This window comes from Ruegeria sp. AG1 (genome assembly GCF_056541705.1).
The window spans coordinates 61,894-76,968 of the sequence record NZ_JBQFYU010000016.1 but is presented as its reverse complement, the minus strand read 5'-3'; the positions used below and the strand labels follow the sequence as shown (position 1 = coordinate 76,968).

At 54.8% G+C, this 15,075-nt stretch carries 12 protein-coding genes and 2 pseudogenes; 10 read left to right on the top strand and 4 right to left on the bottom strand.

Translation table 11 applies throughout. The features are described 5' to 3' along the window. Positions 1-66: 66 nt before the first annotated feature. The 3 genes and pseudogenes from ACR0B5_RS20980 to ACR0B5_RS20970 all read left to right on the top strand — a co-directional run. A pseudogene (locus tag ACR0B5_RS20980) lies at positions 67-364 on the top strand (transposase); the annotation flags it as partial. 180 nt (positions 365-544) lie between these two features. Beyond that, positions 545-841 (top strand): hypothetical protein, encoded by a 297-nt coding sequence (locus tag ACR0B5_RS20975; RefSeq protein WP_480543165.1) that lies wholly within the window; start codon positions 545-547, stop codon positions 839-841. Between the two features lie 704 nt (positions 842-1,545). Then, on the top strand, positions 1,546-3,177 hold the full coding sequence (locus ACR0B5_RS20970; RefSeq protein ID WP_480543145.1) for a bifunctional aspartate transaminase/aspartate 4-decarboxylase: 1,632 nt from the start codon (positions 1,546-1,548) through the stop codon (positions 3,175-3,177). 107 nt (positions 3,178-3,284) lie between these two features. On the opposite strand, the gene ACR0B5_RS20965 is transcribed toward ACR0B5_RS20970, so the two are convergent. The 3 genes from ACR0B5_RS20965 to ACR0B5_RS20955 all read right to left on the bottom strand — a co-directional run bounded on the left by ACR0B5_RS20965 (position 3,285) and on the right by ACR0B5_RS20955 (position 7,214). Beyond that, positions 3,285-3,599: an aspartate-alanine antiporter-like transporter gene (locus tag ACR0B5_RS20965; protein WP_480543143.1), complete on the bottom strand. Its 315-nt coding sequence runs from the start codon at positions 3,597-3,599 to the stop codon at positions 3,285-3,287. A gap of 59 nt (positions 3,600-3,658) precedes the next feature. After that, entirely contained in the window at positions 3,659-5,359 is a 1,701-nt protein-coding gene (aspT, locus tag ACR0B5_RS20960) for an aspartate-alanine antiporter (protein WP_480543141.1), read from the bottom strand. A gap of 655 nt (positions 5,360-6,014) precedes the next feature. Further along, positions 6,015-7,214, bottom strand: coding sequence for an ROK family transcriptional regulator (locus ACR0B5_RS20955; protein ID WP_480543139.1), 1,200 nt, complete (start codon positions 7,212-7,214; stop codon positions 6,015-6,017). Positions 7,215-7,402: 188 nt separating this feature from the next. On the opposite strand from ACR0B5_RS20955, the gene ACR0B5_RS20950 reads away from it, so the two are divergent. From ACR0B5_RS20950 to ACR0B5_RS20935, 4 genes are all read left to right on the top strand, one after another. Further along, positions 7,403-8,422 (top strand): substrate-binding domain-containing protein, encoded by a 1,020-nt coding sequence (locus ACR0B5_RS20950; protein ID WP_480543138.1) that lies wholly within the window; start codon positions 7,403-7,405, stop codon positions 8,420-8,422. 116 nt (positions 8,423-8,538) lie between these two features. After that, entirely contained in the window at positions 8,539-9,609 is a 1,071-nt protein-coding gene (locus ACR0B5_RS20945) for an ABC transporter permease (RefSeq protein ID WP_170474861.1), read from the top strand. Beyond that, positions 9,609-10,391, top strand: coding sequence for an ATP-binding cassette domain-containing protein (locus ACR0B5_RS20940; RefSeq protein WP_170429655.1), 783 nt, complete (start codon positions 9,609-9,611; stop codon positions 10,389-10,391). Before ACR0B5_RS20945 ends, ACR0B5_RS20940 begins: the two co-directional genes overlap by 1 nt. A gap of 323 nt (positions 10,392-10,714) precedes the next feature. Continuing rightward, entirely contained in the window at positions 10,715-11,047 is a 333-nt protein-coding gene (locus tag ACR0B5_RS20935) for a nucleoside/nucleotide kinase family protein (RefSeq protein WP_480543135.1), read from the top strand. 101 nt (positions 11,048-11,148) lie between these two features. On the opposite strand, the pseudogene ACR0B5_RS20930 reads toward ACR0B5_RS20935, so the two are convergent. Further along, positions 11,149-11,854 (bottom strand): annotated as a pseudogene (locus ACR0B5_RS20930) (IS6 family transposase); the annotation flags it as partial. A 112-nt stretch (positions 11,855-11,966) separates the two neighbouring features. Between ACR0B5_RS20930 and ACR0B5_RS20925 the strand changes: the two are divergent. The 3 genes from ACR0B5_RS20925 to ACR0B5_RS20915 all read left to right on the top strand — a co-directional run bounded on the left by ACR0B5_RS20925 (position 11,967) and on the right by ACR0B5_RS20915 (position 15,067). Continuing rightward, positions 11,967-12,917, top strand: coding sequence for a LysR family transcriptional regulator (locus tag ACR0B5_RS20925; protein WP_480543133.1), 951 nt, complete (start codon positions 11,967-11,969; stop codon positions 12,915-12,917). 113 nt (positions 12,918-13,030) lie between these two features. After that, entirely contained in the window at positions 13,031-14,020 is a 990-nt protein-coding gene (locus tag ACR0B5_RS20920; protein WP_480543131.1) for a pyridoxal-phosphate dependent enzyme, read from the top strand. Positions 14,021-14,113: 93 nt separating this feature from the next. After that, a complete protein-coding gene (locus tag ACR0B5_RS20915) occupies positions 14,114-15,067 on the top strand; it encodes an ornithine cyclodeaminase family protein (protein WP_480543129.1) in 954 nt (317 codons plus the stop codon). The last annotated feature ends 8 nt before the right edge of the window (positions 15,068-15,075 follow it).

Genomic DNA, 15,075 nt, shown 5'->3' with positions numbered 1-15,075 from the left:
CATCATGCACGACTTGGAAAGCAGAGCGATGGCATGACCGATCTGTCCTGACTGAGCGACGAGCAGATGCCTTAGTTTTAGCCCTTTTTTCCCGGAGTCGCGCGGCAGGCCACGGGTCGATGATGGACGAGTGCTGAGCGAGATTTTCTTCATCAATCGTAGTGGAACACGATAGCGAGCCGCGCACGAGTTCTACGGTCTGCACAAGACGCTCTACAGTCGATGGAAGCGTAGGAGCGAGAAAGGCTTCTTCGCCCAAATGACGATCAGCCTAGCCGCCGAACAGGGTGAGAAAAACCGTGACGATCCCATGTCGCGACGTCGCTCTGCATTACCCTGCAAAGTAGTGGACGCGGACTATCTATAGGCACACCGAACTGCGACTAGCATGGCGACGAAAATTCAGAGGGTCAGCCATTGATCTAGTGGATCAACGGCCCGACAGACGGGCGCGCCCGCTTGGTGTACTGCCCGGCGGGCGCGTTCAAATGATGCGGACGAGAGGGGAAAAACCACGGGCAGCACGAACACCAAACTTTGTTCCATCATTGACAGCCAAGAGCGGAATTTCGACCTTTTCTTCGTCGCGGGTCACGTTGGTGACTACGTCGGCGCGCGAGCGCTGATGAAAGGCATACCAAATGTGGACTGGCCACTCGGGGATCGTGGCTATGACACCAACTGGTTCCGGAACGCGCGGAAAGATAAAAGGATACGTGTCTGCATTGCAGGCCGAATACGAAGCAAGACGGCCGAGATGTACTACAAACGCCGATACAATCGGCGGAACCGTCCCTCTCGGTGCGTTGCTCTGCAATGCCCTTCGCGGCAACGATGTTAGATCCTATTCGGTGGGCTCAAATACTGGAGGCTCGTGGCGACACGTTATGATCGAAACCCCGAAGTCTCCCCCTTCGCGATACCCTCGCAGCGACCGCCGTCTATTTGGTGTGAACTTTTACCCTAGGTGTTTGATCACATAAAGCGAAACTCAACTTGGAGGCGAGGATTTATTAGAAAAGCGGCAAAACAATTGACTTCACTACAGCATGTCAGAAATGCAGAGTAGCAGATTTTCTTTACATTAAACACAATAAATTGCGTCGACTCTCCGGCACCTAGTTTCCGAGGTTCTTTAACTCGCAACGAAAACTCATATATTGCATCCCAAACGCAAAAAGCCGAAATTGGTTTGTTGGCCACCTCGTATCGAAAACGCAAAGTTACTGCCGGTTAGAACTGAAAATTTGCGGGATTCTTCTGCCCTTCGCTGCAATCTCCCTAGCGGTCCCGACCAATGCCGGTTTTGCGGAATAGCGAACTTTGCAAGATTTGCGGGGTGTTAGCTCCGAGCCCAGAGCCTCAGCGCAATCTTTATCACTCTGGTTGACTTGCAAAAAGGTTACAGCCAAGGCTTCTAAAGACGACATGCAAACTGCGGTTGCACGCTGCCCCCCCTTCAATCATCGTTGTTTTCATTGACACATTGTCTTGCATGCGATCCGCTGAGCTACGTCATCTGTTTTAACGCAAGGATTTGATGTCATGCCAGAATCGCTCAACCTGCATAAATTTGAAAACCTAAGTCCTTTCCAAATCAAAGACGAACTTATCAAGTTGGCGCAAAAAGAGGCGCGGCAGATGGCTCTGCCATACCTAAATGCCGGTCGAGGGAACCCAAACTGGATCGCCACCAATGCACGGGAGGCATTTTTCTTCTTGGGACAGTTCGCCATGACAGAAGCTCAGCGCCATCGGAATGAGCCGGAGGTAGGTTTGGCTGGGATGCCACAAGGGCCAGGCTGCTATGATCGGCTCAAAACGTATTGCGCCAAATCGGTTGAAGGAAACGGCCCTCCTGGTGCGGACACTTTGGTGGCAGTCGTTGATTTTGCGATTGAGAAATTCGGCTTTACGCCAGACGATTTCGTACTCGAATTGACCGATGGTATTGTTGGCGACCATTACCCGATGCCCGACCGTTGCATGGAACACAACGAAGCGATTGTGCATGAATACGTTATGTGGGCGATGTGCGCAGGGCACCGACCGGATGCGAAGTTTGATATCTACGCAGTTGAGGGTGGAACCGCAGCGATGTGTTACATCTTCAAAGCGCTCAAGAACCAGAGATTGCTGAATGCCGGTGACACGATTGCGCTGGGCACACCGATTTTCACGCCCTATCTGGAAATGCCGGTCCTTGAAGATTATGGGCTAAACACAGTGGATGTATCTTCGAAAGAAGAGGACCACTTTCAACTGAACGACGAAGACTTCGAAATTCTGTCCGACCCGAAAGTCAAAGCTCTCTTTCTGGTTAACCCGGGCAATCCGTCTTCAGTCGCTATCAGCCCCGAGGTCTCGGCTCGGCTTGTCGAGTTCGTAAAGACCCGCCGCCCGGACCTGATCATTTTGACTGACGACGTGTACGGGACCTTCGTTCCAAACTTTCAATCTATCCTGGGGCATCTGCCTGAGAACACTATCGGGGTTTATTCCTACTCCAAGTATTTTGGTTGCACCGGCTGGCGTCTAGGCGCGATTTTGGTGGCTGAGAATAACATCTTCGACAAGATGATCGCGGATGCTCCGGACGAAACCAAAGCCGTCGTCAACGCACGGTACGAAACGTTGACACCTGATCCATCCTCGTTCAAGTTCATCGACCGGATCGTCGCCGACAGCCGCGATGTTGCGCTGAACCACACTGCGGGTCTGTCGCTGCCACAACAGGTGATGATGACCTTGTTTTCACTGGTCGAGCTTATGGACGAAGAGAAGGCCTATCAGAAATTCTGCTGGGGTATTCTGAAACATCGCTTTGACGAGTTGGTCGACGGGATGGGCATCGAAGTTCCCGACAACCCGCTGTTCGACAAATACTACGGTATTATCGACTTCGAATTCTGGCTTCGCAAATACGTCGGCGAAGAGGTTGTCGAGTGGATCAAAGAGAATGTCCACCCGCTGGATATATCCTTCAAACTGGCTCAGGACCACGGGATCGTGTTGCTGAATGGATCGGGCTTTGACGCGCCGAACTGGTCGGCGCGGGTATCCTTCGCCAACTTGGATGATAGTGCTTACCGCCAGATCGGAAGAGCTGTACGCGCAGTGGCCACTGGTTACGTGCAGGCTTACCGTGCCTCGAAAAGACTACCTTTGCACGGTTAATATCCAGTAACAGCGTAGAGCAACGGATCAGCATGATGATTGACACACATGCTGATCTCGACCTTCCGAGCTAGGATCCCGGTTGTCGCGCCCGCTTCTGACCTGAATTACGGAACAAAAGCCACAACTAACGGTCCCCGGAGTGTCAGAAAGATATTGGCCACGGCATAGGTCATTGTGAAGGCCGGTGTGGGTGTTGAGTTCCCGGCTTTTTCCAATAGTGTCGCAAAACCGGGATTGCCCGAGCGTGACCCGGTCACAACCGCACAAGCCTCAACCGGGTTCTTGATACGCAGGGCGAAGTAGTTGATCGGGAACTGCACGATCATCGGCATCAATGTAACCACAACACCCAAAAGCAGAAGTATGATCCCATATTCCTGGATCGCCTCCAGTGCGGGTTTGCCTGCATATTGACACACATGCTGATCTCGACCTTCCGAGCTAGGATCCCGGTTGTCGCGCCCGCTTCTGACCTGAATTACGGAACAAAAGCCACAACTAACGGTCCCCAGAGTGTCAGGAAGATATTGGCCACGGCATAGGTCATTGTGAAGGCCGGTGTGGGTGTCGAGTTCCCGGCTTTTTCCAATAGTGTCGCAAAACCGGGATTGCCCGAGCGTGACCCGGTCACAACCGCACAAGCCTCGACCGGGTTCTTGATACGCAGGGCGAAGTAGTTGATCGGGAACTGCACGATCATCGGCATCAATGTAACCACAACACCCAAAAGCAGAAGTATGATCCCATATTCCTGAATTGCCTCTAGTGCAGGTTTGCCTGCATTTAGGCCAACAACACCAACAAATACAGCTAAACCAAAGCTCTGAAGGAAATTCGCGGCCCCACGGTTAATACCGCCGATCTTGGGTTGCCGGATGCGCAAATAGCCGATGATCAAACCTGTAACGAGGCAACCGAGGCCGGACCCCAAAGCCACCTTCGTTCCTGCGATGACAAAACTGATCTCTCCGATCAGATAGCCGATGGCCACACCGATTCCCAATGCAATGAAATTGGTTACCGAGGCCGAAGGCGGCACATAGCCCGCAACCTTGGCAACTCGGTTCAAGTCGTCCTTGTGACCGACAATACTGATCTCGTCACCTGCGTGGATCTCAGTATTGTGCAGGACGGGGACATCATGGCCCATGCGAGTGATCTTTGAGATATGAACACCGCGCCTTTGATCTGCCGTCAGAGCTTCGCGCAGTTCTGCCAAGGTTTTACCGGTCAGTTTGCGGTTGGTGACCACGACGTTGCGACGTTCCTCCACAACCGTCAGTTCAGGGGGATACTCTCCGATTTCACCACTGGCGCTCCCCTCGAACTGGGTCAAAGTCGCGACGAGGCCGGAGACGACCACCGTGTCTCCGGCATTGACTATCGTTTCGGGGGTCGGATCCACAGGAGCGCCATCGTGGAGCAATCGTTCTACGATCAGATCGCCATCATAGCCGCTTTCGATGTCCTTGACGGACTTTCCGGCAATGCTTGCATCGCCATTTACCTGATAGGCCCGGGCGTCAAACCGGTTCATGGGAAGGAATTCTCCTTCCTCTAGTTTAGGGCCACCGCCGCCGAGTTTCTGAGCCAACTTAATCGCTTCTTGCCGCAGATCGACACGCATGATGATGGGAATGATGCTAACTGCCAATATCGGGCCGATTGAACCAAAGATGTAAGTAACCGAGTATCCTACGGCGATGTTGGTTTTCAGCTTTTCCGCCTCATCAGCGGCGAGCCCAAGCAGATCGATGGCGTTTCCAGCGGTGCCAATGATTGCAGATTGTGTCAGGCCGCCAGCTGCCAGCCCCGCGGCCAGCCCTTTGTCCAAGCCCGCCAACCGAGCAACAACGATAACAAAAAACAACCCCCAGAGGGTCATCATAAACGCGGCCAGTAACTTGGTCAGCGCAGTTCGGTTCAAGGCCGCAAAAAACTGAGGCCCGCCGTTGTAGCCGACCATGAATATGAAGAGGGAAAAGAAAACATTCTGAACGTCGGTGCTAAGGTTGATACCACCGATCTGGCCAATGAAGACCGCCACCAACAACGTGCCAGCGATGCCCCCTAACTCGAACTTGCCGACCCGAAACTTTCCGACGCCATAACCGATACCCAGACAAAGAAACAGTGCCATGATCGGGAAGGCGCGAAGCTGTTCTGTAATCAATTCCATCATTTAGTCTCCAGGGTTCAAACGCTGGTCGTTTCCCCTCAAGATACAGAGCCTTACTGTATTGAAAACAACAAATTTTGACACCCGGCGTCGTGCGGAAGTCAGAAAACTACTCGGAACAATACCTTTTCTTCGAGCAGATGAGATTGCAACTTCACAACTGTTTTTGGGAGCCCAGATCACACTCTTCACTTTTTGTCTTCTGGGAATGAGCCTTGGACGTTTCGAGGTATTCCTGTGCTCCCTTCGACCATACCGCAGATATTCTCCCAAGTTGCAGCGAACGGAAGTTGTTTTACCGACCTATCCTGTACGACTGATGCGACAACTATGACTCTTGGGCTACTTTGCACAGAACAGCGTCGTCATGAACGAAGTCAAGTATGCAGTCTCTTCTTCATGCAACTTAGTTACGTGAAAATGGCAGGCTTTTTGGCGTGCAAATTGCCTGAACTTTTTTTGGTAAAGCACGTTCTTTCGTTACTGGAAACAAGTGTTATCCAAGCCGGTGACAATTCAAAGCGGTCATTGGCAGTTGAATATGGTCAAATTCAAGCCGATTTCGTACGTACCAAATCGGCGCCCAAAGGTCGCCACCCAAAGCATGACCCGCGAAACCTTTGGGCCTTGTAAGGCTGGCTGCGATGAATATCGGTTACATCCCAGAAAGCCCAGCATTGGTGTTCAAAAGAAACTGGCGGAAAATTGGGCTGCTTGCCGCTCCAATACCGCGGGCATTTTCTCCAACAGCTGCGCCTTCAACAACCGGAGGAATCAAACCGCGTTTGTCTTGGTTGGCCAGGTAACGACGAACCCGTGAGACCAGCTCTTCCCGTATTTCAGGTGGGAATGCGCCGTCGACGAAAATCGCTTCAAAGTCGATGACCGCGCAAATAGACAGCGCAGCCTTGGCCAGTTCCTGTGCCGTGGTGCCGATCCAGGGTTCGACATAGCGAGAAATGCTGCTCCAATCCTGCGGCTTTTTCCACAAAATTACCGGATCAATACCCGCTTCTATCAGCCTGTCCTCGAGCAGAAACAGAGATGCAGTGTCAATCAGTTGCTGGCTTTCACCCAAAGGACCCGTTGTCCGCATGGCGCCCAAGGCACCGGCATTGCCTTGGTTGCCCTCAAATACGGTGCCATTCAAGGCAACGCCTCCGCCAATCATTGAGCCGATGAAGAAATAAAAATAGTCTCGATACTCGGCCCCGCGGCCGTAGAGATGTTCGGCGTGACACGCGGCTGTGGCGTCATTGACCACAAAAACCGGCAGGTCGCTGAACTTGGCGACTTCGGAAAAAAAGTTCACGTTTCTCCAGGATTTGAATTTCTGAGCCGCAAGCCCAGACAGGTCGTGCCATTTCCACAACTCGAACGGTGTACCGATCCCGATCCCGCACACCCGGTCGCAAAGCTTCTGGGGTTCATTGGCCAGAAGGTCTTGTAATCCTTCCTCCAGAAACCCGAACACAGCTTCGGGCAGCGGGTAGTCATAAGTCGTCGAGAGCTGCTGGCGCGGCTTACCGGTGAAGTCGATCAAGAGAAGGTCGGCGCTGCGGCGACCGATCTTCATTCCCACCGACAGGATGCCTTCGGGATTGAGCTCCATGGGGATCGAAGGTTTGCCCACTTTGCCCTTCAACGGCGTCCCACGTTTGAGAATCTCGTCCTTTGCGAGCTTACGCAGAATGATCGAAACCGTCTGCGGGGACAGGCCCGTCAGCCGCGCGACATCGGCCCCGGCGGCAGGTCCATGCCGTTGTAAAACCGTCAGAATCAGGCGTTCGTTGTGATCACGAACACCGCTTTGGCTTACCCCGCCAGTTAGTATTTTCAGCGCCTCTCTTTCCATTACCCAATACATAAACACCTTGTTTTCTTATGAAAAGATGCGCAGTCAAATTAATAAATAAACTTTATTTATTTATTGACACAGAGGCTAGAATCACGGTTTCTTGAGCATGACCTTCATTGGAGGATGGAGGCGCGCCTTGTCGCTAAATCGCGCGGGGCCACAACAATTTTCTGGGAGGAGACTAAATGAGAAATCTATTTAAGATTGCCGCATCCGCCACAGCGCTGACTTTGGCCGCAGCATCTGCGCAGGCTGCCGGGGAAACCGTCTGCCTGATTACCAAGACCGATACCAACCCCTTCTTCGTTAAGATGAAGGAAGGTGCGACCGCCAAGGCAGAAGAGCTGGGCATGACGCTCAAGGCGTTTGCCGGTAAAGTTGATGGCGACCATGAAACTCAGGTTCAGGCTATTGAGACCTGCATTCTCGATGGCGCAAAAGGCATTCTGCTGACGGCATCCGACACCAGCTCGATCGTTCCTGCGGTCAAACAGGCCCGCGATGCGGGAGTTTTGGTCATTGCACTGGACACGCCGCTTAGCCCGATAGACTCGGCGGACGCGACATTCGCGACGGACAACTACTTGGCCGGTCTGCTGATCGGTCAATGGGCAAAGGCCAAGATGGGCGATGCCGCAGCCGATGCCAAGATCGCGACGCTGGATCTGAACGTCAGTCAGCCGACAGTGGACGTTCTGCGCAATCAGGGTTTCCTTGACGGGTTCGGCGTGGACCTGGCGGATCCGAATGTCATCGGTGACGAAACCGATGCGCGTCTGGTCGGTAGTGACGTAACCGACGGCAACGAAGAAGGTGGCCGCCGCGCGATGGAAAACCTTTTGGCCAAGGATCCGTCCATCAACGTTGTTCACACGATCAACGAACCGGCCGCTGCAGGCGCATATGAAGCGCTGAAATCCATCGGGCGTGAAAACGATGTACTGATCGTTTCGGTCGACGGCGGGTGCCCCGGTGTCCAAAACGTCGAAGCCGGTGTGATCGGTGCGACAAGCCAGCAGTACCCGCTATTGATGGCGTCGCTTGGTGTTGAGGCCGTAAAGAAATGGGCCGAAGAGGGCGTGAAGCCGGAAAACACACCTGGCAAAGACTTCTATGACACGGGCGTTGCGCTCATCACCGACCAACCGGTTGATGGGGTTGAGTCGCTGTCGGTTGCAGAAGGCCTGGATCTCTGCTGGGGCTAAAGACAGCTCTTTAGGTGAGGCGCGCCGCAGCGCCTCATCAATCCTTTCACCAGCAAACCGAAACTTCCTGTACACTGATTTCGTGGACGCGATGCCAGCCACGAAAAGGGGGAGAGATGTCTGAAGCAAACCAAAACGCCCAGGAATTCGAAACCGCCGCCAACGCGTCAGAAACCGTTGCGGAGTTTGAAGATCACCGGCGTGGTGTTCTGGGGAAGTTGCAGCATCTTCTCCACGTCAATCCATCCTTTGTACCCTTGATCGTTCTCGTTGGCGCGATCGTAATTTTCGGCCTTCTGCTGGGCTCAAAGTTCTTCTCACCCTTTGCGATGACGCTGATCCTGCAGCAGGTTCAGATCGTCGGCATCGTGGCCGCGGCACAAAGCCTTGTCATTCTGACCGCCGGTATCGACCTAAGCGTCGGTGCGATTATGGTGTTTTCTTCCGTCATTATGGGTCAGTTCACGTTCCGCTACGGCATCCCTGTGCCCATTGCGGTGATGTGCGGGCTGGCCATGGGGACCCTGATCGGGGCTCTCAATGGATGGCTGGTCAGTCGCGTAAAGCTGCCGCCATTTATTGTCACGCTCGGTATGTGGCAGATCGTTCTCGCGACAAACTTCCTGTATTCTGCAAACGAAACAATTCGCAGTCAGGATATCGAGGCCAACGCCCCGTTCCTGCAATTCTTTGGCACAAAATTCAGCGTCGGTGGCGCGACCTTTACGGTTGGCGTGATATTCATGCTCGTTCTGATTTTCGTGCTGGCCTACGCGCTCAAACATACGGCCTGGGGCCGGCATGTCTATGCGGTGGGGGACGACCCCGAGGCCGCAGAGCTATCCGGTGTGAACGTGCACAAAACGCTGATGTCCGTATATATGTTGTCCGGTCTGATCTGTGCCTTTGCGGGCTGGGCGTTGATCGGGCGCATCGGGTCGGTTTCACCAACATCTGGTCAATTGGCCAACATCGAAAGCATCACTGCGGTTGTGATTGGTGGTATCTCATTGTTCGGCGGGCGTGGCTCCATTCTGGGGTCCCTGTTCGGGGCTCTCATCGTCGGCGTCTTTACTCTGGGGCTAAGGCTCCTGGGCGCGGACGCACAGTGGACATTCCTGCTTATCGGACTTCTCATCATCGCTGCCGTCGCAGTCGACCAGTGGATCAGAAAGGTATCGGGTTAATGTCAGACACAACTCCAGTCGTCCAAGGCCGCGGGATCGTGAAGCGCTATGGACACGTTACCGCCATTGACCATTCCGATTTTGAACTGCGGCAAGGAGAAATCCTTGCGGTCATCGGGGATAACGGCGCGGGCAAGTCGTCCATCGTCAAGGCCATCTGCGGAGCCACGATCCCGGACGAAGGCGAGATCCTAATAGAAGGCAAAAAGGTCAACTTCACCTCGCCGATCGACGCCCGGAACATGGGGATCGAGATCGTCTATCAGCAGCTTGCCATGTCCCCTGCCCTGTCGATTGCGGACAACATGTTCATGGGGCGCGAGATTCGCAAACAGGGATTCATGGGCAAATACATGCGTCAGCTGGATCGGCCTGCCATGGAAAAGTTCGCCCGCGAAAAACTGACTGAGCTTGGCCTCATGACCGTGCAGTCAATCAATCAGGCGGTAGAGACACTATCCGGCGGCCAGCGCCAAGGCGTTGCCGTTGCGCGCGCAGCTGCCTTTGCGACCAAGTTCATCATCATGGACGAACCGACGGCGGCTTTGGGCGTCAAGGAAAGCCGCAAGGTGCTTGAGCTGATCCAGGACGTAAGGGCGCGTGGCATTCCGATCATCCTGATTAGCCACAACATGCCGCATGTCTTCGAAGTCGCCGATCGCATCCATGTGCACCGGTTGGGTAAACGCCTTTGCACGATCGACCCCAAGGACTACACGATGTCCGATGCGGTGGCCTTCATGACCGGCGCCAAGGAACCTCCAAAAGAGGACGCCGCGTGATCAAGCAGGATGCAAAGCAAGTTTGCGACCTGATCTCCTCCCGGAGGCAGGTTGGGGTTCGGACGATTGTTGCAATCGCCGGCCCCCCTGCATCCGGAAAGTCGACCTTAGCGGAAGCCGTTGTGCAATCGCTGAACGCGCAAAAGAGCTCGGCGGTTCCTTCAGCCACTCTTGTGCCAATGGATGGTTACCATTTGGACAATCGCGTATTGGAGACGCGCGGTTTGCGGGCAAAAAAAGGCGCACCGGAAACTTTCGACGCTGTTGGGTTTTGCACGGCAATTGGGGCGCTGCAATCTGCGCGACATGAATCCTTTCATCCCATGTTCGACCGCCAAATGGACCTGGCCATCGCCAATGCAATTGCGGTTCACCCTGAAACTCCGATCGTGGTTGTGGAAGGGAACTACCTTTTGATGAAAAGCGACCCGTGGAGGACGTTGGAGGATGTTTTCGCCGCAACGGTTTTTGTCAGCCCCACATTGGAAGAACTTGAAAGCAGATTGCAGCAGCGCTGGATTAAGCACGGATTCGACCCGGAAACCGCGCTACAACGCGCGAAAACCAACGATCTGCCCAACGCAGAACGTGTCATCCGTGATAGCCGGAAAGCAGATCTTACTTTGAACCAGAATTACGTCGAATTAGGGATGTGATACGCTGGCCTTGCCAAGTTGTCTGATGCTGGGCACAGTTGGCCGACAGATGAGCCGTCATTCGTTCTCCTCAAGTGCGCTTTCGTGCCACAGGTAGCCAGCCTAGAATTTAGTCTGGTATTAGGTGTTAGCTGGTATTCGGTAACGGCTAGGGGCGAAAAAACGAAATTAAATTGGTCGTGGACGACGAGGAACTTTTGAGCCTGGCGCGGGGACTTGAACAAACTCATCCACCACCTACCAGCGGTGTATTTACAAGCCATGAGAGGGATCGTATCGCATTTTCGAGTCGGCCGATGCTATCCTTCGATGCGACTGTTCTAGCCCTTATGGGCCTTTTGGTCTTCGTTTGGGATCAGGTCATGGGTCCGCTTGATATTGTTGCGCAATTTGTCCACGATCATAACTCGTGGAGCGCCGATACAAGCCATCAGCCGCTTCATGAAACGCCTTGAAAATCTGGCGTTTCGCCGGGGTTGGGCAAGAATTTCAAGGACATCAGTTTTAGCAACAAACGCCCGCCTGAGCCAGTATTTCTCTTCTCCGAACAGCACGACAACTTCATCAGGGTGCTATTTGTGGAATGCTTCCGGGAGGTCTCGTCTGACACAATCCGCAAAGTGCCTCAAACCGGTTCACCCAGGGCCGGATCATTTCAATGCTGACAATGAAGTCACGCTCTGCCAGCTGGTCCTCGACATTCGACGTACTCCGCGCAAATCGACAATACACCCATACCGAGTTTACGATAAACTTACGAGGAAAACGAAAGCCCTTAAGGCGTATCGTATCGGATGGTGTTTTCATCCCCGCTGCCCAATCGTACGCGAGCCCCCAACAACTTGGCAATATCGTTGCACCTCTTGTTTGTCCTAACTTAAAGATAGTGGCGAAACCGGATCAGCGACGGGCGGATCAATTGAAAGACAAGACCCAAGACTTGCGCACGGCTGATCAGGGCGGAACGTCCGATGTTCAACTGCGCTTGCAAGATGCGGACATGAAGCTATTGCATGTGTTTGCCCATGTCGTCGAAGCCGGAGGGCTATCCCCCGCGCAATATGGGCTGAACATGAGCTTGTCTGCCGTAAGTGCCGCAATCTCAAACCTGGAAACCCGGCTTGGCTTTCGGCTTTGTGACCGCGGACGCGGTGGGTTTCAGCTGACCGAAGGGGGGCTTCTTGTGTATCAGGAACTCCGCTCGCTCAGCGTTGCGATCGGGTCCTTCAACAGGTCGGTTCAGACCTATACGAGCGACATGCTGGGTCAATTCAACATCGCGATGGACGATGCGATTCTGACCAATCTCTCGTGTCCGATCTACAAGGTGATCCAGAGGTTTGCCGCGCAAGCGCCGGAGATTTCGCTGAACATTACCATAATGAGCGCCCCTCAGATGGAACGCGCCTTGCTGAACAATGAACTCAACATTGCCATCGGGCCGTTTCAGGAATTGTCCCCCTCGCTGAACACCGAAACAGTCTATGTCGAACAGCAGCTGTTGTGCTGCGGCCGGTTGAATCCGATTTATGATCTGTATGACCCCGACGAAATCGAAGAGGCAGTGACCAAAGCGCAATTTTCCAAACGCAGCTTTGATGATCGCGACCGACACCAGGCACCTGGGCCTTTCACCAGCACGGCAACTGCGGCCACAATGGAGGCTATGCTAGCGATGGTCCTTAGCGGCCTTTACCTCGGCTACCTGCCTCGCCACGCCTGCGAGCCATGGATCGAGAGAGGTGAGCTGAAATCAGTTCTACCGCAGGTCTTTGCCTATGACACCGATATTCAGCTGGTCTCCCGCAAGGGCCACGGGGACAAACGCGTCGATCTGTTTCTGGCCGCGCTGGCGGAAACTCAAACCTGAACGCCGTCACTTTTGCACCGCAATAAGTTCACTTCAGAAAAAATGGATTTTTTCGCATCCGGTTTCTGACATGGTGTCCCGATGGCATTGAACGAAACGGCAGGGCCTCCGACATGACGACCCCCCACAGCTATGTCTCGCTGCAAGAGATCATGCGCACCGCGCAGCGGATTGCGCCCATCGTGCGCAAGACACCCCTGGTGTTTTCTGAGGCCCTATCTGAGCGCGCAGGTTTTGAAATCTGGCTGAAGCTGGAGAACCTGCAAACCACAGGCAGCTTCAAACTGAGGGGGGCCTCAAACCGTATTCTGCAACTGACCGCCGAGGAACGCGCGCGCGGGATCATTGCTGTGTCCAGCGGCAATCACGGCAGGGCCGTGGCCTATCTGTCCAAACGTCTGGGGATCACGGCTCGTGTGGTTGTCTGCTCGCTTTGTCCGGAAAACAAGCGTCAGGCCATGCGCGACCTCGGGGCCGAGGTAATTGTGCATGGCGACACGCAGGACGAGGCGCAGGATCACGCGGATCGGCTGATGGAGCAGCACGGCTATACCTGGGCCGATCCGTTTGACGATCTGAACGTCATCGCAGGGCAAGGCACGATCGCGCTAGAGGCGCTGACCGATTTGCCCGATGCGGACATGATCATCGCGCCTTTGTCCGGTGGCGGTCTTTTGTCTGGCATTGCGCTGGCCACCAAGTCGATCTCACCCAAGATCTCCGTTGTCGGGTCGTCGATGGAGGTCGAACCGGGCATGGTGCGCAGTCTTGAGGCGGGCAAACCGGTCCATGTCGAGGAATTTCCAAGCCTCGCCAGTAGCATCACCGGGGCAATCGGCCTGCGCAATCGCTATACCTTTCCGATCATTCGCGACTTCATGGATCGCGCCGCTCTGATCCCCGAGGACGCGCTGGTGCCTGAAATAGCCCGGTTTGCCGATAGCGAAGGTATGATTGTCGAGGGCGGCTCGATCACCTCGGTGATCGCAGCGCTCAGCCCTGAGGTCCGCGAGATGACCCCAAAACGCGCCGTCGTCGTCATCAGTGGCCGCAACATCGGCCTGCCGACGTTTCTGTCGGTAATCAAGGACGCAAGGGTCTGATCCCCACGTGGATGAAAGGGCATTTCCTGCCCGCATCCCGCCCGTTAAGACACATCGGGGATTGCCCCGTACTGAAAGACCAAGGACTCCGTCATGACCGACACCTCCAAATCCGCAATCGTGCTAAACGCCTCAGACGTTGCCGCGCTTTTGCGCTCAGTTGACGCGCTGGCCGCGATGCGCGCGCTGTTTACCGAGCTTGGGCGCGGGCAAGCCGTGCAACCGTCGCAAACCCTGACGCTGTTCCCAGAAGACAAGGGCGATTTCATCACCTATCTGGGTGCAAGCACCGGGGCCGATCTGTTTGGTGCCAAGCTCTCGCCCTATCTGGTGCGTCCCGGCAAACCCGTGATCACCGCTTGGACAGTTCTGATGTCGATGGAAACCGGCCAACCCCTGATGCTGTGCGACTCCGGTGAGTTGACGACCGAACGCACCGCGGCCACGACCGCTTTGGCCGTCGACCACCTCGCCCGCCCCGAGGCAAAGGTTCTGTCGATCATCGGCTCTGGCAAGGTGGCGCAAGCGCATCTGAAACATGTGCTGGCCCTGCGCGACTGGAGCGTCATTCGCGTCTACTCCCCCAACCTTGCGCAAAACGCCGAGCTTGCGGCGCAGTGGCAGGCGACAGATAGCCGTGTCCAACTGGCCGACAGTGCCGAGGTCGCCGGTCAGGACGCGGATGTCGTCATGCTCTGCACCTCGTCCGGTACGCCCGTGTTCGACACCGCGTCAGTGGCCGCAGGAACATTGGTCACCTCGATAAGCACAAATGTCGCCAACGCGCATGAGGTCGACCCGGCGTTCCTGACCATAGCCGAGGTCTATTGCGACTATCGCGCCACTACGCCCGGTTCGGCCGGAGAGATGAAACTAGCGGCCGAGGCCGGATGGCAACCGGGCAGCATTCGCGGCGATCTGGCCGAATTGCAGGTTGAGGCCTGCAAGACACCGTCAGGCGACAAACCGGTCTTCTTCCGCTCAATCGGGTTGGGGCTAGAGGACATCTTCATGGCCCGCGCCGTCTATGACGCGGCTTCGGCGTAACTGAGAGC

Bases quoted from the DNA above. Each gene is read 5' to 3' on its own strand.
- ACR0B5_RS20955 (WP_480543139.1), bottom strand. From the start codon at position 7,214: ATGGAAAGAGAGGCGCTGAAAATACTAACTGGCGGGGTAAGCCAAAGC.
- ACR0B5_RS20945 (WP_170474861.1), top strand. From the start codon at position 8,539: ATGTCTGAAGCAAACCAAAACGCCCAGGAATTCGAAACCGCCGCCAAC.
- ACR0B5_RS20950 (WP_480543138.1), top strand. From the start codon at position 7,403: ATGAGAAATCTATTTAAGATTGCCGCATCCGCCACAGCGCTGACTTTG.
- ACR0B5_RS20915 (WP_480543129.1), top strand. From the start codon at position 14,114: ATGACCGACACCTCCAAATCCGCAATCGTGCTAAACGCCTCAGACGTT.
- ACR0B5_RS20940 (WP_170429655.1), top strand. From the start codon at position 9,609: ATGTCAGACACAACTCCAGTCGTCCAAGGCCGCGGGATCGTGAAGCGC.
- aspT (WP_480543141.1), bottom strand. From the start codon at position 5,359: ATGGAATTGATTACAGAACAGCTTCGCGCCTTCCCGATCATGGCACTG.
- ACR0B5_RS20970 (WP_480543145.1), top strand. From the start codon at position 1,546: ATGCCAGAATCGCTCAACCTGCATAAATTTGAAAACCTAAGTCCTTTC.
- ACR0B5_RS20935 (WP_480543135.1), top strand. From the start codon at position 10,715: ATGTTCGACCGCCAAATGGACCTGGCCATCGCCAATGCAATTGCGGTT.
- ACR0B5_RS20920 (WP_480543131.1), top strand. From the start codon at position 13,031: ATGACGACCCCCCACAGCTATGTCTCGCTGCAAGAGATCATGCGCACC.